General features: G+C 59.4%; 14 protein-coding genes. 8 read left to right on the top strand and 6 right to left on the bottom strand.

All coding sequences use genetic code 11. The annotated features are described in order from the left end of the window. Positions 1 to 13 precede the first annotated feature (13 nt). The gene (locus ACVWZF_RS08345) at positions 14 to 988 is read right to left on the bottom strand and encodes a YihY/virulence factor BrkB family protein (RefSeq protein WP_457411257.1); all 975 of its coding nucleotides are present in this window, start codon (positions 986 to 988) and stop codon (positions 14 to 16) included. Next, positions 963 to 1,619 carry a chromophore lyase CpcT/CpeT gene (locus ACVWZF_RS08350; protein WP_011432661.1) on the bottom strand — a complete coding sequence of 219 codons (657 nt, stop codon included), beginning with the start codon at positions 1,617 to 1,619 and terminating at the stop codon, positions 963 to 965. Before ACVWZF_RS08350 ends, ACVWZF_RS08345 begins: the two co-directional genes overlap by 26 nt. A 416-nt stretch (positions 1,620 to 2,035) precedes the next feature. Between ACVWZF_RS08350 and rlmN the strand changes: the two genes are divergently transcribed. Then, positions 2,036 to 3,094: a 23S rRNA (adenine(2503)-C(2))-methyltransferase RlmN gene (gene rlmN, locus ACVWZF_RS08355; protein WP_011432660.1), complete on the top strand. Its 1,059-nt coding sequence runs from the start codon at positions 2,036 to 2,038 to the stop codon at positions 3,092 to 3,094. Positions 3,095 to 3,121: 27 nt separating this feature from the next. Here the strand turns inward: rlmN and ACVWZF_RS08360 are convergent, their stop codons facing one another. Together ACVWZF_RS08360 and ACVWZF_RS08365 are read right to left on the bottom strand one after the other, a co-directional pair. Continuing rightward, complete coding sequence (locus tag ACVWZF_RS08360) at positions 3,122 to 4,924, bottom strand: aminopeptidase P family protein (RefSeq protein WP_457411258.1); 1,803 nt, start codon at positions 4,922 to 4,924, stop codon at positions 3,122 to 3,124. 157 nt (positions 4,925 to 5,081) lie between these two features. Beyond that, the gene (locus ACVWZF_RS08365; protein WP_457411260.1) at positions 5,082 to 5,456 is read right to left on the bottom strand and encodes a rhodanese-like domain-containing protein; all 375 of its coding nucleotides are present in this window, start codon (positions 5,454 to 5,456) and stop codon (positions 5,082 to 5,084) included. A gap of 120 nt (positions 5,457 to 5,576) precedes the next feature. Here ACVWZF_RS08365 and ACVWZF_RS08370 point away from each other — a divergent pair, with 120 nt between their 5' ends. The 3 genes from ACVWZF_RS08370 (at position 5,577) to ileS (ending at position 11,328) form a co-directional block, all read left to right on the top strand. Continuing rightward, on the top strand, positions 5,577 to 6,491 hold the full coding sequence (locus tag ACVWZF_RS08370; RefSeq protein WP_414390385.1) for a Cif family virulence factor: 915 nt from the start codon (positions 5,577 to 5,579) through the stop codon (positions 6,489 to 6,491). A 351-nt stretch (positions 6,492 to 6,842) separates the two neighbouring features. Continuing rightward, positions 6,843 to 8,036, top strand: coding sequence for an RNA-guided endonuclease InsQ/TnpB family protein (locus tag ACVWZF_RS08375; RefSeq protein ID WP_457411265.1), 1,194 nt, complete (start codon positions 6,843 to 6,845; stop codon positions 8,034 to 8,036). A 448-nt stretch (positions 8,037 to 8,484) separates the two neighbouring features. Then, entirely contained in the window at positions 8,485 to 11,328 is a 2,844-nt protein-coding gene (gene ileS / locus ACVWZF_RS08380; protein ID WP_457396285.1) for an isoleucine--tRNA ligase, read from the top strand. 88 nt (positions 11,329 to 11,416) lie between these two features. On the opposite strand, the gene ACVWZF_RS08385 is transcribed toward ileS, so the two are convergent. Then, a complete protein-coding gene (locus tag ACVWZF_RS08385; RefSeq protein ID WP_457411261.1) occupies positions 11,417 to 12,799 on the bottom strand; it encodes a dihydroorotase in 1,383 nt (460 codons plus the stop codon). Positions 12,800 to 12,801: 2 nt separating this feature from the next. Further along, a complete protein-coding gene (locus ACVWZF_RS08390; RefSeq protein ID WP_457396288.1) occupies positions 12,802 to 14,202 on the bottom strand; it encodes a histidine phosphatase family protein in 1,401 nt (466 codons plus the stop codon). Positions 14,203 to 14,570: 368 nt separating this feature from the next. On the opposite strand from ACVWZF_RS08390, the gene murQ reads away from it, so the two are divergent. From murQ to ACVWZF_RS08410, 4 genes are all read left to right on the top strand, one after another. Beyond that, complete coding sequence (gene murQ, locus ACVWZF_RS08395; protein ID WP_041436350.1) at positions 14,571 to 15,500, top strand: N-acetylmuramic acid 6-phosphate etherase; 930 nt, start codon at positions 14,571 to 14,573, stop codon at positions 15,498 to 15,500. Between the two features lie 21 nt (positions 15,501 to 15,521). Beyond that, on the top strand, positions 15,522 to 16,808 hold the full coding sequence (locus tag ACVWZF_RS08400) for a recombinase family protein (RefSeq protein ID WP_457396290.1): 1,287 nt from the start codon (positions 15,522 to 15,524) through the stop codon (positions 16,806 to 16,808). A gap of 371 nt (positions 16,809 to 17,179) precedes the next feature. Further along, positions 17,180 to 18,016 carry a ferredoxin:protochlorophyllide reductase (ATP-dependent) iron-sulfur ATP-binding protein gene (gene bchL / locus ACVWZF_RS08405; RefSeq protein ID WP_041437180.1) on the top strand — a complete coding sequence of 279 codons (837 nt, stop codon included), beginning with the start codon at positions 17,180 to 17,182 and terminating at the stop codon, positions 18,014 to 18,016. A gap of 158 nt (positions 18,017 to 18,174) precedes the next feature. Continuing rightward, positions 18,175 to 19,152 carry a protochlorophyllide reductase gene (locus tag ACVWZF_RS08410; protein ID WP_457388204.1) on the top strand — a complete coding sequence of 326 codons (978 nt, stop codon included), beginning with the start codon at positions 18,175 to 18,177 and terminating at the stop codon, positions 19,150 to 19,152. Positions 19,153 to 19,183: the final 31 nt, after the last annotated feature.

Raw genomic sequence — 19,183 nt, forward strand, 5'->3', positions numbered from 1 at the left:
ATTTGGGGTGGGGCTAGGGATCCCGTTCTGCAATCCATTTTCGCGCCTGGTAGAGGGCGATGTTGATTTGATCCCCAAACAGCAGCGCCAAGGAAGTGAGCCAAACCCAGAGCAGCAGAACAATAACCGCCCCCACCGCCCCGTAGACTTGGTTGAACTGCCCAAAGTGCTCCACGTAAATCCGCAACCCCCACGACACCCCAACCCACAGTAGGCTGGCCACGATGGCCCCCGGCCAAATCGGGATTTGGGGTCGGCGCAGGCTGGGGCCAAATCGATACAGCACCCAGCAGGAGAAGACGACCAGCCCCAAGGAAATTGGCCAAGTGAGGATCCCCCACAAGTTCAACCCCAGCTCTCGCAGGGGATCCAACTGAGTCGGCCCGCCAACTTCCTGCGCTAAGAATCCCGCTTTCCTGTACAAGAAGCGCAAAAAGCTGGCACTGAACAAAAAGATCAAGCTGGCCAGTCCGGTCAACCCCAAGGTGGCGAGCATCCAAACCAGCGAGATCAGCTTGCGTCTCCAGAAGGGACGGCGCCTATCTTGAGGGATCTCATGGCTGAGATCCAAAGCTGTCATCACCGCCCCCATGGCTCCAGAAGCAGCCCACAGGGTGCCCAAGAAGCCGAGCGACAACAACCCCCGATTCTGCCCGAAGCGGAGCTCGCGCACATACCGATCCAAAAGCGTCAGGGCCTCTTGGGGAGCAATTTGGCTCAACTGCTCCATCAAGCGCTCGAAGGCTTGCTCAGAGGAGCCGACAAACAGCCCAACCCCGGTCAGGAGCGTGAGGATGAAGGGGAACAGCGCCAACATCGAGCTATAGGCCATTTCAGAGGCCAGGCCAAACAGCCGGTAGCGCATCGCGTTTTCCCAGGCCAACCGCAGGGTTAGCCAGACCAACTCTCGCCGGGAAGTCCGTCCTGACGACGCGAACGGGATCCCCAGCGCCCGCAGCTGCTCAACCAGTTGCTCCAACAGCCTCATGGTTCAGCACTTCAGCCCACTGCGGTAGGTACTGGGAAAAATCCTGTTTTTTGACAAACCGAAAAGGCCCGGATAGGGATCCCCAGATCACTTGATCGGTCTCCGGATCCCGACCTTGATCCAAGCTGTGAAAGTAGTCGGCTCCGATCTCAAACTCGCTGTACAAATAGGTGGTTCTGCCTTTGCGTTCAACAATACAGCCTTTGCCGGGCAGGCTGCGGCCCCGATAGCAGGATCCCGTCCATTCCACCTGGGTGACACAGCCGGGCAAGAGTTCCAACTCCGCTGCTGTCAGACCGGCCAATTTCCCCTTCGCGTAAGCGTTGCTTAGCAACAACTCCCGACCGGCGCACCTGTAGGAGTCAGGAGCTGTCAGAGCATAGTTTTGAATCCGGATCCCATCTGGAGTATCGAAGAGGTGGATCACCCGCTGTCGGTAAGGCTGCTCAGGATAAATGTCGTACAGTTGCTCCACGTAAAACCCCACCCCCTGCAACACCGACCAAGGCAAGGGGCATTGGTACACATGAATGTTGGCAAACCAGACGGGCTCTGCAATCGCCTGTTGTAGGTTGTTGAAGTGCCCTGCCATCCAGGTGGCCAGTTGAGCCAGTTGTGGGGAAACAGACATAGGTTCAGATGGATTCAATGGATTGAAATCGAGAAGATTCAGATCGAGCGCTCCTGATCCTGCAGACTTTGTCCAACTGTCAGGGACTCCGTCCCGATGGCGCACTCCATAACACACTCTACAAAACTACACCAGGGAATAGCTTGGTAGCCCTGTACTTGAGTGCGGGGTGGAAAAGCCCTTGGGCAACTTGATTTAAGGGAATTTAAGGGATTTAAGAGAGCATTGTTGCTTACCGTCACCCGCCCTGTCTCTGGCGGAGTTGTTGCCATGGGCAGGGGAACCGCAACCCTGTGGCGACGAGGCCGTTCGCGCCACTCGGACGGAGTTCTTGAAGGGGATTGGGTTGCAGGGACAGGCTAGAGTAGAGGAGCCGGACTCCTGTGCCTCTTGAGATCTCGTCTAAGATGGTATTGATGTCGGCCCTACCCATTCCGCTGCTGGGGCAATCCTTGTCTGCTCTGAAAGACTGGGCGGTTGCCCAAGGACAGCCGGCCTATCGCGGGCAACAACTGCATGCTTGGATCTACCAAAAAGGGATCCGCTCCCTGGAACAGGTGACGGTGTTTCCTAGGGCTTGGCGAGAGGCGGTGCAAAGCTACCCAGTGGGACGCTCGCGCATTGTGCAGCGGACAGAGGCCCGCGATGGTACTGTGAAGTTTCTGCTGGGGTTGGCGGATGGGCAGTTGATCGAAACGGTAGGGATCCCAACGGCCAAGCGTCTGACGGTCTGCGTCTCTTCTCAGGTGGGCTGCCCGATGGCCTGCGATTTCTGTGCCACCGGCAAGATGGGCTACCGGCGCAACCTAGAGCTGCACGAGATTCTGGATCAGGTGTTGACGGTGCAGGAAGATTTTGGCCGTCGCGTCAGCCATGTGGTCTTTATGGGCATGGGGGAACCCCTGCTCAACCGCGATACGGTAGTACAAGCCATCCGCAGCCTGAATCAAGATATCGGCATCGGCCAACGGCATATCACCCTCTCGACGGTGGGGGTACCCCGGCAAATTGCCTGGCTGGCGCAGCAGGATCTGCAAGTTACCCTGGCCGTCAGCTTGCATGCCCCCAATCAAGACCTGCGGCAACGGTTGATCCCTTCGGCATCCCACTACCCTCTGGACACTCTGATCCAGGATTGCCGCGACTACATGCTGCGCACCGGGCGGCGAGTCAGTTTTGAATATACCCTGCTATCGGGGGTCAACGACCTGCCCATTCATGCCCGCCAACTGGCGCAATTGCTGCAGCAGGCCAGCCGGTCAGGGGTACAACTGCACGTGAACCTGATCCCTTACAACCCCATCTCTGAAGCTGACTATCAACGCCCCCACCCGACACGGGTCAGAGAGTTCGTCCGCCAGCTCGAACAGCACCAAGTGCGGGCCACTGTGCGCCAAACCCGTGGCTTGGATGGCAATGCCGCATGTGGTCAACTGCGGGGATCCTTCCTGCGTTCTTTGCCAGGGGATCTGTAATCGCCGCGCAACGCTTGCGCGAGTACATCAGCTCAGTCCGCAGGCGCGTCGTAACCAGGCGGCATCCTGTTCTGGCAAGGTGGCGTAGTGCATGACGTAAACCTGCCGGTGATACTCGTCCAGCCAGGCTCGCTGCGCCTCGTTCAACAGTTCCCAATCGATTAAGCGCCCATCAAAAGGGATCCAAGTTAGGGAGCGAAAGCCCATCCAGCCCTCCGGCTCGGGAATCGCAATCACCTCGTAGAGGTTCTCCAGGCGGATCCCACCCCATCCCGGCTGGTAGTAGCCCGGCTCGATGCTGTTGATCATGCCCACTTTGAGAGGGGTGCTGGCGCGGCGGTGGATCCCGTTGGGCCCCTCGTGGACATTCAAAAAGGCGCCGACACCGTGGCCGGTGCCATGGCCATAGTCCAGCCCGGCCTGCCAAAGGGTAGAGCGGGCGATCCCATCCAACGAGACTCCATAGGTGTCGGGGGGGAAGATCTGGCGGGCGCATTGAATGTGGGCCTTGAGCACCTCGGTATAGCGCCGCTTGCACAAGGGATCCGCGGGTTGCGGGCCAATCCAAACGGTGCGGGTATCGTCGGTGGTGCCCCCCAAGTAGTGGGATCCGGAGTCCAACAAAAACAGTTCGCCCGGCTGCAGCAGCTTTTGGGGATCCGGAGTGCTGTAGTGGATGATGGAGCTGTTGGCGCCGGCGCCGGCAATGGTGTTAAAGCTCAGGCCCACCCACTCCCCTTCCTCCCGGTAATGGGCCTCCATGATGGCGGCCACATCGGCTTCGCTGATGGGGATCCCCTGTTGGATTTGCCGGTCGATCCAGGCCAGGGTACGGATCTTGGCCCGGCTGGCTTTGCGGTTGGCCAGGCGCATCTGTTCCAGCTCGGTGGGGTTTTTCACGGCCTTGAGGGCTTCTACTGGGTGCTCCAGCTCGCGGCAGCTCGCATCCTGCAGCAGCTCTTGAGTGCCCTGGGTGGTCTGCTTGGGATCCAAGCCCACCGGCGCGTAGCTCTTGGCCCATTGGGGCAGTTGTTCGTTGTAGGTCTCATAAGGCCAGAGTTCCACCCCGGCTTCTGCCAGAAGTTGCCGAGATGGGGGGCTGAGCCGCTCCAGATCCGTGAATAGAGCCGCTCTATCTGGGCTGACCAAAGCATAGGCCCAAAACACCGGGTTGTAGGGGATGTCGGATCCCCGCAGGTTAAACAGCCAGGCCACCTGATCCAATTTGGTCAGGGGCAACAGTCCCACCCGCTTGCGGCGCATCTCCTGCCGGACTTGGGCCAGCTTTTCTGCAGGGGTGGCCCCGCTTAGGTGGGTGGGTACCGAGTCAATGGGCCGGTCAAAGGGAGCGACAGGAGCGGATCCCTGAGCCAGCTTATCCACCAAGTTTTCCATGACCGGGATCAAGAGCACCCCTCCCGCTTGGGCATGGGCCTGCAACTGGCGATAGGTGGCCACCGCCACCGTAAAGGGATCCACCCCCAGGCGAAAGCCAGATCCCAGCTCTTCCACAATCTCCATCAGGCTGGGCTGATTCGGCAGACCTCCTTTGATCACTGTCAATAGATTGGGATCCACCTCCCGCTCCGCCTGTTCGTGATAGCGGGGATCTACCCACAGCCAAGCCCTGTCCCGGGTGATCAAGGCATCCCCCACCGAGCCGGTAAAGCCTGTGATCCACTGACGCCGCTTGCGATGTTCCGGCAAATACTCATTGAGATGCTCATCAGCAGAGGGAACCCAAAAGCCATCCAGATCTTGTTCTCGCAGAAGCTGGCGCAACTGCTGCAAACGGGCAGCAACATCCAGGCGGGGCAGGGTTTGGAGCATGGCAGAGGGGTAAAGCTAAACGGCCAGGCTATCGCCATTCTAAACAAGGTTGGGCCGCCCCCACTTCCCGCCTTCAGTGGTCGGCCATTTCGGATAGCAGCCAGATAGCAGCCAATACCTCCCTCTTCCTATGGGTGAGGGAAGAAATCCGCCAGCTCTAGCGCTCCTCAGGAAAACCCGCTTCTCGCCAAGCCCGCATGCCCCCATCCATCGAGATCACCCGGCGATAGCCCATTTTCTGTAGATTATCGGCTGCCAACGCCGAACGAAACCCGCCGCCGCAGTACAGGACGATCTCCGCTTCTTTGTCGGGGATCACCCTCTCGATGTCCCGCTCAATGATCCCTTTGCTCAAGTGGATGGCTCCGGCAGCGTGGCCGGCTTGCCACTCCGACTCTTCCCGCACATCCACAAAATAGAAGGGATCCCCTTGCAGTTGTTTTTGCCTGACCTGCTCGACTGTCAGTTCTTGGATGCGGCTTTTGGCCTCGTTGACCAGGGCCAAGAAAGCTGGAGAGTGCTGGAGAGCCATGGAGAACAGGCGCTATGAGCCAAAGCTTATTCCAATCGATCTTATCTGGTCTGGACTTTGGGATCCCAACTGCCCTAAGGCTAGACTGGGATCCAGATTTGCCGGCTGGAGGCCCATGGCTTGAAATCCCGATCTAACTTTCCGCAACTGCTTTGGCCCCTTGCTCTGGCCGTGAGCTGGAGCATCCCCCTTGGATTGACAGCCGGTCACGTCAGCCGGACGGAGTCCTCGGCTTGGGCCCAAGCTGCCCCGATGCCCCTAGAAAGTGGGATCCAGCGGCAAGTTTCCAGCCCACCGCCAGCCGCCCTGGTGGAGTGGCTAAGCCAGCAGGTGGCCGCCGCCAACCGGCGGGATTTGCCAGGGGTGATGGCCGGCTACAGCCCCGACTTCCGCCACCGAGATGGGCTGGACCGGGAAGAGGTGGAAGGTGCCATCCGCAAGCTGTGGAGCTCTCATCCCAAGCTCACCTATTCGGCCCAGATCCTCTCCTGGCGGCAGGTGGGCCCTGAGATTGTTGCCGATATTCTCAGCCAAGTAGAGGGATCCCAATCCTCGGTGCGGGGGGACTTTCAGGTAGAAGCCTCTGCCCTGGTGCGCAATCGCTATCGCCCGGATCCAGCCAATCCCGGACAACTGCTGTTGATTGACCAAGAAGTGCTGCGGGAGGCCAGCACCCTCACCTCTGGATCTGCCCCTCCCACCGTCACCTTGAACCTGCCGGAGGTGGTCAAACCGGGATCCACCTATTCGCTGCAGGCGATTGTGGCAGAGCCTCTCACCCACTCTTTGCTGTTGGGCGCCGTTGCCGAACAACCCGTTGCCGGGGCGGGCTACCCAGAGGTGACCTCGTTTGCTCTCGAACCTCTACAGGCCGGAGGGATCTTCCTACAGGCAGATGCTCCGCAAGAACCCGGTGCTGAGTGGATTTCTGTGATGTTGGTTAACCAAACCGGCATCACGCTGGAGAGTCGGCGTCTTATCGTCAGCGATCGCTTGGCTCTGGAGGGATCCCTGGCCATCCCCACCGTCCCTTAGGAAATCTTCAGGATGATGAGGAATGGCTCTGGGGTAATCTGGACAGGCAGTTGAGCTTGTTAAGATGGGAAACTATGCGCCCCTCAGCTTGTTTGCTTTCTGGTGCTGGCCCTATTTTTGAGCGGTTGCGATAGCGGCGACTCCCTTGGTGCTCCGGTGGTGGATCGCCCCACTCCTGCCAGCAATTGACCGAACAATCCCGAGGGGTCTCGAAAGGTTGGGTCGAGGTGTCTTGAAAGGACCCAACCTCAAGAAACACTGGCATCTTCAGCTAGAAATCGCAGGAGCCCCGCACTGTACCCGTAGGGTCAGTGCCGGGAGGAATGCGCTTTGATGAAGTACAATGAACTTATGAGCCAAGTCCTGACCATATCCTGTAAGCTCAAGGTGTCCCCGTCGCAAGCCGCCAAATTGGACGCGACGATGGATGCCTTTGTACAGGCATTGAACTGGGTCAACCAAAACACACCAGAAAAAGTAGTCAACGCAGTCAAACTCCAATCCCTTTGCTACTACGAGATTCGAGCCCGGTTTGGCTTGTCCAGTAACTTGGCTCAACAGGTGTGCAGACGGGTAGCGGGTTCCCGCAAAGTGGCTAAGCAGAAAAAGCGTCCCGTCAAGGAGTTTAAGAGCGGCTTTGTTACCTACGACGCTCGCATCTTTTCGTTCCGTCAAAAAGACTGGACGGTGTCGCTGACCACGGTGGAAGGGAGAGAACGCTTTGAACTGGTCATTGGCAACTACCAGCGTGGGATGCTGGCTGGTTCCAACCCAAAAGCTGCCACCCTGGTCAAGCGCAAAGATGGCTCCTACTACATCCAGATTTGCGTAGAGAAAAAGCCACCCAAGCAACAAGATACCGACAAGGTGATCGGGGTGGATTTGGGCAGGACGGATATTGCTCATACATCGGAAGGAGATCACTGGAATGGACAGCAGTTGAGCAGAGTCCGAGAGCGCTACTCCCGGTTGAGGGCGGTACTCCAACGCAAAGCCAGTAAGGGCACACGCAGTTCGCGGCGCAGATGCAGAGAACTGTTGCAACGGCTGTCTGGCAAGGAGAGGCGCTTTCAGGCGTGGGTCAATCATCGCATCTCCAAAGCTATTGTCTCTAGGGCAAAGACCACAAACAGCGCTATTGCCCTGGAAGACCTGACAGGGATCCGGGAAAGGGTCAATCAACAGCCGCGCAACAAGGCCGAACGGCGCAGAACCAACAGTTGGGCGTTCTACCAGCTACGCCAGTTTCTGGAATACAAGGCGAGAGTTGCAGGGGTTTCTCTGGTTCTTGTGCCGCCTGCTTACACGTCGCAGACCTGTCACAAGTGTTTACACATCCATCCCGATCCTGCGCAATCCTACCGCAGTGGAAAGAAGTTTAAGTGTGGGCACTGTGGATGGGAAGGGGATGCGGATTTGAATGGTGCGAATGTGATTGCGCTCTTGGGGGCTGCCGTAAACCAGCCTAGAGGTTCGGGCCTGTTTTGTTCTCTGGTAGAGCAGAGCAGGCTCAGGGCTACTGAAAGCCCGCTCCGTACCGCTTAGCGGTCGGAGCCGGGTAGTTTACACGCCCGTCCATTCCAAGCCCCGCTACAGCTATCTGCAAAACTATCCGCTCTCTCCCACCCCCAAGGCAACAACAGGCGGTCAGGGAAAGAGCGGTCTAGCGGGCCTTCAACTGGAACCTGACTGCCGGGAGGAACTCCAAGCGAGCCAGAACGCGAAGACTCTTCAGCAGACTGAAGGATCTAAGTTCAGACCGTTAGAGAACAGCCCCGGCGCACAGCCGGCTGAACCCAACTTGACGACCCTTACAACTACTACTATCTGGCATCCGCAGGAACCTCCCTTACTCAACGACACCCTGAGACTAGCACAAATCTTTACCGAGGTGGCTGGCCGGATCCCCTATCTCCCAAGCGATGAAGAGGCAAGGTGAGGGATGGACTGCTGAGGATAAGGCAACAGCGTAGGATAGAAGGACGCCCTCTAGTTGGCTCGAGTTGCCGTGGACTACAAAAGTACCCTCAACCTGCCCCAAACTCAGTTTCCCATGCGGGCAGAGGCCGCCAAGAGAGAACCCGCCATTCAAGCCTTTTGGCAGGAAGAGCAAATCTACCAGCGCCTTGCCGACCACAATCCTGGGGATCCCTTTGTCCTGCACGATGGACCGCCCTACGCCAATGGCGATATCCACATGGGCACCACCCTCAACAAGATCCTCAAGGATATCGTCAACAAGTACCACATCCTGCAGGGGCGCAAGGTGCGCTACGTGCCCGGCTGGGATTGCCACGGCCTGCCCATCGAACTGAAAGTGTTGCAAAGCCTCACTCCGCAGGAGCGGGAAAACCTCACCCCTCTGCAGCTGCGACAAAAAGCCAAGGAGTACGCCCTGCACTACGTTGATGTGCAGCGGGCCAGTTTTCAGCGCCTGGGGGTATGGGGATCCTGGGATCGGCCCTACCTGACGCTGTCGCCGGAGTACGAAGCCGCACAGATTGAGGTGTTTGGACAAATGGCCCTCAAGGGCTACATCTATCGCGGCCTCAAACCCGTCCACTGGAGCCCCAGCTCCCAGACGGCTCTGGCGGAAGCGGAGCTGGAGTACCCTGACAACCACATCTCCCCCAGCATCTACGTGGCCTTTCCCCTGCAGAGCCTCAGCCCGGCGGCGCAGCCGGTTTTGGAGCCTTTCATGCCGGGCCTGCGGGCAGCCATCTGGACCACCACCCCTTGGACGATCCCGGCCAACCTGGCTCTCTGCTTTAACCCCAAGCTCACCTATGCAGTGGTGGAGTCTCCCCGCTTCGGCCTGCTGTTGATCGCCGCCGATCTGCGGGAGCGGCTGGAGAAGGTTCTGGAGACGCCTCTGGAGATCAAGGCCACCCTGCCGGGATCCGCCCTGGAATACAGTCAAGGACGGCACCCCCTCTTTGACCGCACCAGCCTCTGCGTGCTGGGGGACTATGTCACCACCGAGTCCGGCACCGGCATTGTGCACACAGCTCCGGGGCATGGGGAAGATGACTTCAAAACCGGCCAAAAGTATGGTCTGCCCATTCTCAGCCCTGTGGACGATCAGGGGAGATTTACCGCCGAGGCCGGATCCCAGTTCGTCGGGTTGGATGTGCTCTCCAAGAAGCCGGAGACCAGCGGCAATGCTGCTGTCATCCAGGCTCTGCAGGCTGCGGGGGCTTTGCTCAAGGAAGAGCCCTACAACCACAAATATCCCTACGACTGGCGCACGAAAGAGCCAACGATTTTCCGGGCGACCGAGCAGTGGTTTGCGTCTGTAGCTGGCTTCCGGGAGCTGGCCCTGCAGGCCATTAAAACCGTGAAATGGATCCCGGCCATCGGGGAGAACCGCATCACCGCTATGGTGTCGGAGCGCTCGGATTGGTGTATTTCCCGCCAGCGGGCTTGGGGCGTGCCCATCCCCGTCTTTTACGACGAAGAAACCGGCGAGGTTCTGCTCACCGCCGAGACCCTCGACCACATCAAGGCCATTTTTGCCCAGGAGGGATCCGACGCCTGGTGGCAGCGCCCGGTGGAAGAGCTGCTGCCGGAGAAGTACCGCCACAATGGCCGCACCTACCGCAAAGGGATGGACACCATGGACGTGTGGTTTGACTCCGGCTCCTCCTGGGCGGCAGTGGCCAAGGCCCAAGGGCTGGGCTACCCGGTGGATCTGTATTTGGAGGGCTCCGACCAACACCGGGGCTGGTTCCAATCCAGTTTGCTTACCTCCGTGGCCGTCAACGGCCATGCCCCCTACAAGGCGGTGCTCACCCATGGGTTTGTGCTGGACGAGAAAGGCCAGAAAATGAGCAAGTCCCTGGGCAATGTCATCGATCCGCTGGTGTTAATTAACGGCGGCAAAGATCCCCAGATGGATCCCGCCTACGGGGCGGATGTGCTGCGCCTGTGGGTCTCCAGTGTGGACTACTCCGGGGATGTGCCGCTGGGTAAGACCATTCTTGGGCAAATGGCGGATGTATATCGCAAAATCCGCAACACAGCTCGCTTTTTGCTGAGCAACCTCTACGACTTCAATCCAACTCAGGATGCCGTTCCTTTTGAAGCCTTGACGGAGCTAGACCGCTACATTTTGCACCGCCTGCACGAGGTGGGATCCGAGATCGGCGAATCTTTTGCCAGCTATCAGTTCTACCGATTTTTCCAGGCGATTCAGAACTTTTGTGTGGTGGATCTCTCCAACTTTTACCTGGATATTGCCAAGGATCGCCTCTACATTAGCCATGCCCAAAGTCTACGGCGGCGCCAATGTCAAACGGTGCTCTCCCTGTTGCTGGAGAACTTGGCCAAGGCCATCGCCCCCGTTCTCTCCCACCTGGCCGAAGAGATTTGGAGCCATCTGCCCTATCCCAAGCCCACCCGTTCGGTGTTTGAGGGGGGGTGGATGAAGCTGCCGGAGCACTGGCGGGATCCCCAGTTGGCGGCCATTTGGGAGCAGCTGCGAGAGGTGCGCCAAGAGGTGAACAAGGCTCTGGAACAAGCCCGTACCGGTCGCGTTAGCGGGACGGAGTCCTTTAAGCCCATCGGCGCTTCCACCGAGGCCAAGGTAATCCTGAAGGTAGCGGATCCCAGCCTATACGCTCTTTTGCAGGAGCGGGCTGCCGAGTTGCGCTACTTGTTCATCACCTCACAGGTGGAACTGGAGAAAACCTCAGGTCAAGGCTTGGAGGTCTCTGTTTTTCCGGCTGACGGCCAAAAGTGCGTGCGCTGCTGGAACTATTCCACCCGTGTGGGGGAATTTGCCGAACATCCAGAGCTGTGTGAGCGTTGTGTAGCCGCTCTGGCCGGGGAGTTTTGAATTTGGGACCCCGTCCCGCTGGCGGGAAGGGATCCCCCTCTTTGAATTGGCTCTTTCTCCGGACAGGTCTTGTCGGCCTTCTTCGGGATCAAGGGGCAGAGCTGCGGGATGGGATCCCCTCGACATGGGTGTGCAACACCTTGCCGCACAGGGTTTTCTCCAGCCAGGGAGTCGCTGGCGATCGGGAGTGGAGAGTGGCAACAGAAACCGTCCAAGGGTGGGTGGGATCAAACAGCACCCAGTCGCTGTGGGGGGTAAGGGTGGGCGGATCTAGGTTTAGGCAGCGGGCCGGGTACAGGCTGAGGGCAGACCACAGTTGCAGCGCTGTCAGGGATCCCGTTTCTACCAAATGGTGCCACAGCAGCGGCAGAGCCAGCTCCAGGCCCATCGCCCCCGGCGGAGCATCGGCAAAGGGCAGGGTTTTCTCTTCGTAGGTGTAGGGGTGGTGATCCGTAGCGATCCCCAAGTTGCCGGAACGGATCCTGGCGATCAGAGCCTCCCGGTCGCCGGCGCTGGGAAGAGGGGGCAGGAGACGAAGGTGGGGATCGTAGCGATGCTCAAGGACGGCCTCTTCGGACAAGATCAGGTGCATCCAAGTGGTGCTGGCGGTAACCGGCAGTCCTTCTGCTTGGGCCTGTTGGATCAGCTCCAGGCTGCGGGCTTGGCTCAGGCGCATGATGTGCACGGGCGGGGGGGAAGGAACGCTCCTGATCACCTCCAAGAGACGGGCCAGAGCGGCAGTTTCGGCACTGGCAGGGATCCCTTTCAGCCCTAGGCGCAGCGCCCAGATCCCTTCGTAAAGGCTGCCTTGCCCGGCCAAGGTGGGATCCCAGGCCCAGAGCAGCAGGGGTTTCTTCCCCAGCCGCAAATACTCCAGAGCCCGCCGCAGCAGAGCCAAGGAGCGCAGTGGCTGAACCTCTGCAAAGCCAACTGCTCCCGCTTGCGCCAGTTCTCCCCAGGGGGTTGGGGTTTCTCCCTGGCCACCCACGCTCAGGGCAGCCCAGGGCAGCCAGCGGGGATCCCCACGTTGGCGGGGGTAGCGGTTCAGGTGTTCCGGGTGATCCAGCACCGGAAATAGGCCGGTTCCAGGAAGGGGGGTGGGCAGAAGCCCCACCTGGGTAAAGCCTCCCGCCAAAGCCGCTGCAGCCAAAGAGGTCAGGGTTTCCCGACTGTGGGCCAGAAAGTGCTCCGCACCGCTTACGCGACCGTTGCCAACCCCCTCGCCGCTGTGGGCATACAGATCCAGCAAACCCGGCCCCACTACCCAGCCTGAGCCATCGATGGTGGGGATGTCGGCAGGGATCCCTGCCGGCTCGGTGGCCCGCAGGCGACCCTCTTGCAACCACACATCGGTTACTTCATCCCGCTGGCGCAAGGGATCCAATAGGCGCACTCTCTGGAGACACACATCTGGTAAGGACTCCGTCCCGCTAACGCGACCGGTCAGCTTGCGGAGAGGAGAGGATCCCATCTTCACAAAGCTCCGGCAGTGGTGCAGTCCAGGATCTGGCCGGACAGATGGGTGGTGAGGTTCAACACCTTCAAAACCGGGGCACCCTCCTTGCCTTCTGGATAGTCGATCACCGTAATGGCGCCATTCCCCTGCTTGAAGATCCAAAAGGCTTGGGGGGAAAGGTCGAACAACTGACAGATGATCGCCTTGTTGATGGCATCGTGGGCAACAACAACCGCCGTGCCCTGAGGAAACTGGGCTGCGGTGATGGCCAAAAGCTCCTGCCAAGCGGAGCGAGTGCGCTCCCACACCTGGTGAAGGTTTTCCCCATTGGGCATCTGCACACTGGCGGGATCCCGTTGCCAGCGCTCCAGCTCGCCGGGGTATTCGGCTTCGACTTCGCTTTGCAGCTTGCCCTCCCAGTCGCCGTGGCAGATCTCTTGCAAGTCGGGCATTGGGCGCAAAATGAGGTTGCTGTGGTTGCTGCAGATGGCATCGGCTGTGGCCCAAGGGCGCTTCAGGGGGCTGGAGAAGGCCAGTTGCAGAGGTTGAGTGGCCAAAAATTCTGCCACCTTGGCTGCCTGTTCCTCCCCGGTGGCATTGAGGGGGATATCCCGCTGCCCTTGAAAACGGCGCTCTCGGTTCCATTGGGTTTCCCCATGCCGCACCAGCAAGATGCGCATCCCCTGCTTGCGCTTGGGCAGGGCTTGGCCGAGGTGAGCGGTGATGTTCAGAGATTCCAGTTGTGGCGGCCCCTGCAGGCCCTCGGGAAAATTGAGAACGCTGATGGCGCAGTTATCCTGCCCAAGGCGGTGATAGTGGTGTGGCCCCAGGCCGATGGCGGTGCTGACCAGGGCGCGATTGATGCCGCTGTGGCCCACGATGAGGATATTGAGGGGCTGCCTTGGGGAGGGATCCGCTCCATGGTTCCAGGGGCCCGAAGCCGATTGCAGATGGAAAGCCAGCATTTCCCAAAACCCCTGCGCCTGCTGCCAGAGATCCCGCACCGGAAAGCGGCCCTCCAGCTCCAGGTTGTCGGGATGGTGCCGCCACAGATGGTAATCCTCGGGGTATTTCTCCTTCACCTCAGCAAAGGTCAGCCCTTCCCAGGCCGTCAGGTCGATCTCCCGCAGTTGATCGGTAACGTGCAGAGGGATCCCTTCTCGGTCTTTCAAAATGACGCGAGCGGTATCGAGGGCGCGAGACAGGGGGCTGCAATAGGCGCAATCCAACGGGATCCCGGCCAGGGCCTCGGCTACACGCTGCGCCTGCACTTCTCCAGTGGGGGTGAGCCGGGAGAGATCGGAGCGGCCTTGAATGCGATTTTCCAGGTTGAAGGTGCTCTCACCATGGCGCACGATCAAGATGCGCAGGGCAGGCTGGTCGCGGTAGCGGGACGGAGTCCTTGCCATCGCTTGCATGGACTTACTCATCGCAGTAGCGGGACGGAGTCCTTAGAACACCTTCTAGAGTACCGCCACTGGGCGGCGCTCGCCTTCGTCAATTCACCGGTTGGGCTGCCGACTGAGGCGTATTTGGGCTGGTCGCCGCTTGTGATGGGGGCATCTTTGGAGAATGGCCGCGCTGCGTTTCCGCTGGCAGAGGTTTTGGTTGAATGGACGTTGGCGAAGGGGGCCGGCTTGGTGCTCCTTGCCCTTGTTGTGGTGCTGTTGGCGCAGTTTTTCCCTCCACTGCTCCCTCAGGAGAGCCCCCTGCCACCGATAGAATCCGAGAAGACAAAGTGTAGGATCCCTGAAGGCGGATCCCTCTTGCCTGGACAAGCGCTGCCATGGTTTCTCCACAATTGGCTTGGGATCCCAGATCCCTGACCGAAAGCCCCAACCCGGCTACAGCCGAGATCGACCGTCTCAGCACCTGGGAACTGGTGAAACGGATCAACGCCGAGGATCGGCAGGTGCCGGAAGCGGTGGCTGCTCAGGCGGAGCCGATTGCCCAAGCCATCGATGCCATTGCCCAGCGGATGCGTCACGGCGGGCGGCTGATCTATATCGGGGCAGGAACCTCAGGTCGGCTGGGGGTACTGGATGCGGCTGAGTGCCCACCCACTTTTGGCACTTCCCCCGCACAGGTGGTGGCTTTGATCGCCGGGGGGGAAAAAGCCCTGACCCAGGCGGTAGAGGGTGCAGAGGACGACGCAGAAGCGGCTGCCCGCGCGCTGGAGGGTCTTCACCTCCAAGCTCAAGATAGTGTTGTGGGAATTGCCGCCAGCGGTCGTACCCCCTATGTGCTGGGTGGGATCCAAGCCGCCAGAAGTATTGGGGCGCTCACGATTGGCCTGGCCTGCAATCACCCTTCTCCTCTAACCGAGCAGGTGGATATTGCTATTGCCCCTTTGGTGGGGCCGGAGGTAATCCTCGGATCCACCCGCATGAAAGCCGGCACAGCCCAAAAGTTGGTGTTGAACACGATCTCCACCGGGGTGATGATCCGCTTGGGCAAGACTTATGGCAACCTAATGGTGGATCTCCAGGCCAGCAATGCCAAGCTCAAGCAGCGGGCGGAGCGAATGGTGGCCCTAGCCTGCGATCTGGATCCCGCCGCGGCTGCCCAATTGCTGCAGGCTTGTGATGGAGAGGTGAAAACCGCGATCCTTGTGGCCTTGATGGGGTGCTCTGCTCAGGAAGCTCGTCAGCACTTGCAACAGGCCCAGGGCAACATTCGCCAGGTGCTTGATTCCGTTCTGGCGCAGCGGCGGTGACAATAGTTGAATGGCTTGTCCATGAGCGTTTGCGGCTACCTCTACACGCCTTCCCATGCCCCTTTGCCGGAACAGGAGTTGGCCTGGCTCAAGTTGCGAGGGGCCGATCCCATCCTGCACGATTGGGGATCCCGAACTCATTTGGAGGAGCTGTTCCGACGCATCACAGCCGGCTGGGTGCAGGAAGTGCTGCTCTTGCGCCTGGCGGATCTGGGGGATCGGGCGGATGAAATCCACGAGCGGCTGCTGCAAATCCAACACTCCGGGATCCGCCTCAGCTTGGTCACCGAATCCGGCCTGCAAACCCCCACCAAGGCTGCCGATTGGATCCCCCTGCTGGCCGAGATCCCCCATCAGTTGCAAAGCCGCCGCCTCTGCTGCAGCCAAGCCCAAAACCGCCTGGCGGGCAAACCCCCCCCTGGCCCTGCCCCCTTTGGCTACCGCCGCGAAGGGGAACGCTACGTGCTGGATCGCCGGCAGGCCAGCATCGTTCAGGATTTTTTCCAGCACTTTCTCCTCTACGGATCCCTGCGGCAGGCGGTGCGCTTCTTGGAGGAAAAACACCACAAGCGGATTTCTGTGGCCACCGGACGCAACTGGCTGCTCAACCCGGTGTACCGCGGGGATCTGGCCTATGCCGACGGCACCACCCTGCGGGACACTCACCCGGCCCTCCTCAGCCGTACGGAAGCCGCCCAGATCGATCGCTGGCTCAAGCGCAACCAAGGGATCCCTCGCCGCAGCGCCAGTGCTCCCCGCGCTTTGGCCGGCCTGGTTCATTGCTGCGCTTGTGGCAGCCTTCTGCGCATTGTGCAAACCACCCCTCGCAAGGGGAAAAAGAACGGATCCCTCTACCTCTATCTGCGCTGCCAAACCTGTCGCTACAGCCTCCCCTACACCGAAGTCCTGCAGGAGGTGATCCGGCAGGTGTGCGAACAACTGCCCCAACGCGCCCAGACGCTGGATCGACAAGCCCTCACCCAAGTCCGCCAAGAGCTCCAAGCCCAAATCCAGGCCAACGCCGAGCGGCTGCGGCAATTGGAAGAGCTACAGCAATCTGGACTGATGGACGAAGCCTCTCTGGCCCAGCGTCGCTACCAGTTGCGAGCAGAGACGGCCCGCTTGGCCCAAAAGCTGGAGCAACTCCCCCCCGCCAACCTCACCCAGACCATCCAAACCCTCTCCATCCCGCCCTTCTGGCAAGACCTCAGCGAGACCGAACGGCGTGCCTACCTGCGGGAATTCCTGCGCAGGATCGAGGTGGATTCTGCAGGAGCGGTGCGAGTTACTTTTGCCTTTGATCCCTGAGAGTGAAGGGTTCTCCCCACCTTCCCCCCAGAATTGAGACCATTCTTGATTCTTTCTCAGACCAGACCTGCCTCAGCGACAAGCCAAGAGGACGGGATCAGCGCCATGGCATAGCTGAATCCTTCCCGATTTGGGTGAATTGTCATCTGGAATTGTTTTCTTTTGATCACTGATGAAAGTATATCTAAAACTAAAATCGGGAAAAACATCAAAAATCGACTTGAGAAGCCCTGGGAACTTTCTTAGGACGATTTGCAAGATCTGGGAACTTCTAGCTTTTTGAGGGATCCACCTTTATCCTTCGCAACAGTTCTCAGGGGGCGGGTTGGCTGCCGATAATGTCCCTTGTCTGCCCCATGGAGGAACGCGCTGTGAAATTGGCGGTTTACGGAAAAGGTGGGATCGGCAAATCCACCACCAGTTGCAACATCTCGGTGGCCTTGGCCAGGCGGGGCAAAAAGGTCTTGCAGATTGGCTGTGATCCCAAGCACGACAGCACCTTCACCCTGACCGGCTTTCTCATCCCCACCATCATCGACACCCTGGAAGCCAAGGGCTATCACCACGAAGACATCTACCCAGAAGATGTGATCTACCGCGGCTACGGCGGCGTGGACTGCGTGGAAGCGGGTGGGCCCCCGGCAGGGGCCGGCTGTGGCGGCTATGTGGTGGGGGAAACCGTCAAACTCCTGAAGGAGCTGAACGCCTTCGATGAGTACGATGTCATCCTCTTCGATGTGCTGGGGGATGTGGTGTGCGGCGGTTTTGCGGCTCCCCTCAACTACGCCGACTACTGCCTGATCGTAACCGACAACGGCTTTGATGCCCTGTTTGCCGCCAATCGGATTGCTGCCTCGGTGCGAGAAAAGGCCAAAACCCGCAAGCTGCGGTTGGCCGGGCTGATCGGCAATCGCACCAGTAAGCGGGATCTGATTGACAAATACGTCTCGGCAGTTCCCATGCCCGTTATCGAGGTGCTTCCCCTCATCGAAGATATTCGCGTCTCGCGGGTCAAGGGCAAGACCCTCTTCGAGATGGCGGAAACCGATCCCAGCCTGGAGCCTGTCTGCCAGTACTACCTGAACATCGCCGATGAGCTGCTGGCCCGTCCGGAAGGGATCGTGCCCCAACCTGCCGAGGATCGGGAGCTGTTTGCTTTGCTCTCCGACTTTTACAACACTCCAGCCCGCCAACTGGCCTTGGTGTAAGGGATCCCCTGCCGGCTTGGGCAGTGTGTCCAAAGATGAAGCCACTGTTTCGGAAGACTGTCGCAAACCTTATCAATTTGTTGTCCGATCCGCTTTCCCCCCCAAGATGGATCCTGTAGGGATCCCGCTTTGGGAAGGAAATGGCACAGGAGTTGGATATGCAAGGACAAGAGCAACCCACCGTCGTGATTACCGGAGCTTCCTCGGGTGTTGGCCTATACTCAGCTTTGGCCTTGGCCAAGCGCGGCTGGCACGTGGTGATGGCCTGTCGGGATCTGGACAAAGCCTACCGGGCGGCCCAGCAAGTGGGGATCCCCCAGGGCAGCTATACCCTGATGCAGATCGACCTGGCCAGCTTGGCCAGCGTGCGGCGGTTTGTCGAGCAGTTCCGCAACTGGGGCCGTTCCTTGGACGCCTTGGTCTGTAATGCCGCCATCTACATGCCCCTGCTCAAGCAGCCCCTGCGCAGCCCGGAAGGATATGAGCTGACCATGGCCACCAACCATCTGGGGCATTTCTTGCTCTGCCATTTGATGTTGGAGGATCTGAAACGCTCCACCTATCCGGATCGGCGGCTGGTGATCTTGGGCACGGTTACCCACAATCCCAAGGAGCTGGGGGGTAAGATCCCACCCCAACCCCACCTGGGGGATCTGCGGGGATTTGCCCAGGGCTTCAAGGATCCCATCAGCATGGCGGACGGCGGCAAATTTGAACCGGTGAAAGCCTACAAAGACAGCAAAGTCTGCAATATCCTCACCATGCGCGAGCTGCACCGCCGCTTCCATGAGAGCACTGGCATCACGTTCCTCTCCCTCTATCCGGGGTGTGTAGCCACCACGGCTCTGTTCCGCCATCACTATCCCCTGTTTCAAAAACTTTTCCCCTGGTTTCAAAAAAACATCACGGGCGGATTTGTTTCTCAGGAATTGGCCGGAGAGCGGGTGGCCCAAGTGGTGGCCGATCCCGAGTTTCGTCGGTCGGGATTCTACTGGAGCTGGGGTAACCGGCAACGCAAGAATGCCAAGCCCTTTAACCAAGAAGTCTCTGACGAGGCGGCAGACGATGCCAAGGCCAAACTGCTTTGGGATCTCAGCGAAAAATTGGTGGGTGTGCCCCAGTTGGCGGCCCTTTAGCCCGAAATGTTCCCCTCTTTATATGTTGTTA

Source organism: Thermostichus sp. OS-CIW-30 (assembly GCF_054060215.1).

Coding starts and splice junctions, on each gene's coding strand:
- ACVWZF_RS08345 (WP_457411257.1), bottom strand. CDS start 988: ATGAGGCTGTTGGAGCAACTGGTTGAGCAGCTGCGGGCGCTGGGGATC.
- ACVWZF_RS08350 (WP_011432661.1), bottom strand. CDS start 1,619: ATGTCTGTTTCCCCACAACTGGCTCAACTGGCCACCTGGATGGCAGGG.
- rlmN (WP_011432660.1), top strand. CDS start 2,036: ATGTCGGCCCTACCCATTCCGCTGCTGGGGCAATCCTTGTCTGCTCTG.
- ACVWZF_RS08360 (WP_457411258.1), bottom strand. CDS start 4,924: ATGCTCCAAACCCTGCCCCGCCTGGATGTTGCTGCCCGTTTGCAGCAG.
- ACVWZF_RS08365 (WP_457411260.1), bottom strand. CDS start 5,456: ATGGCTCTCCAGCACTCTCCAGCTTTCTTGGCCCTGGTCAACGAGGCC.
- ACVWZF_RS08375 (WP_457411265.1), top strand. CDS start 6,843: ATGAGCCAAGTCCTGACCATATCCTGTAAGCTCAAGGTGTCCCCGTCG.
- ACVWZF_RS08385 (WP_457411261.1), bottom strand. CDS start 12,799: ATGGGATCCTCTCCTCTCCGCAAGCTGACCGGTCGCGTTAGCGGGACG.
- ACVWZF_RS08390 (WP_457396288.1), bottom strand. CDS start 14,202: ATGCAAGCGATGGCAAGGACTCCGTCCCGCTACCGCGACCAGCCTGCC.
- murQ (WP_041436350.1), top strand. CDS start 14,571: ATGGTTTCTCCACAATTGGCTTGGGATCCCAGATCCCTGACCGAAAGC.
- ACVWZF_RS08400 (WP_457396290.1), top strand. CDS start 15,522: ATGAGCGTTTGCGGCTACCTCTACACGCCTTCCCATGCCCCTTTGCCG.
- ACVWZF_RS08410 (WP_457388204.1), top strand. CDS start 18,175: ATGCAAGGACAAGAGCAACCCACCGTCGTGATTACCGGAGCTTCCTCG.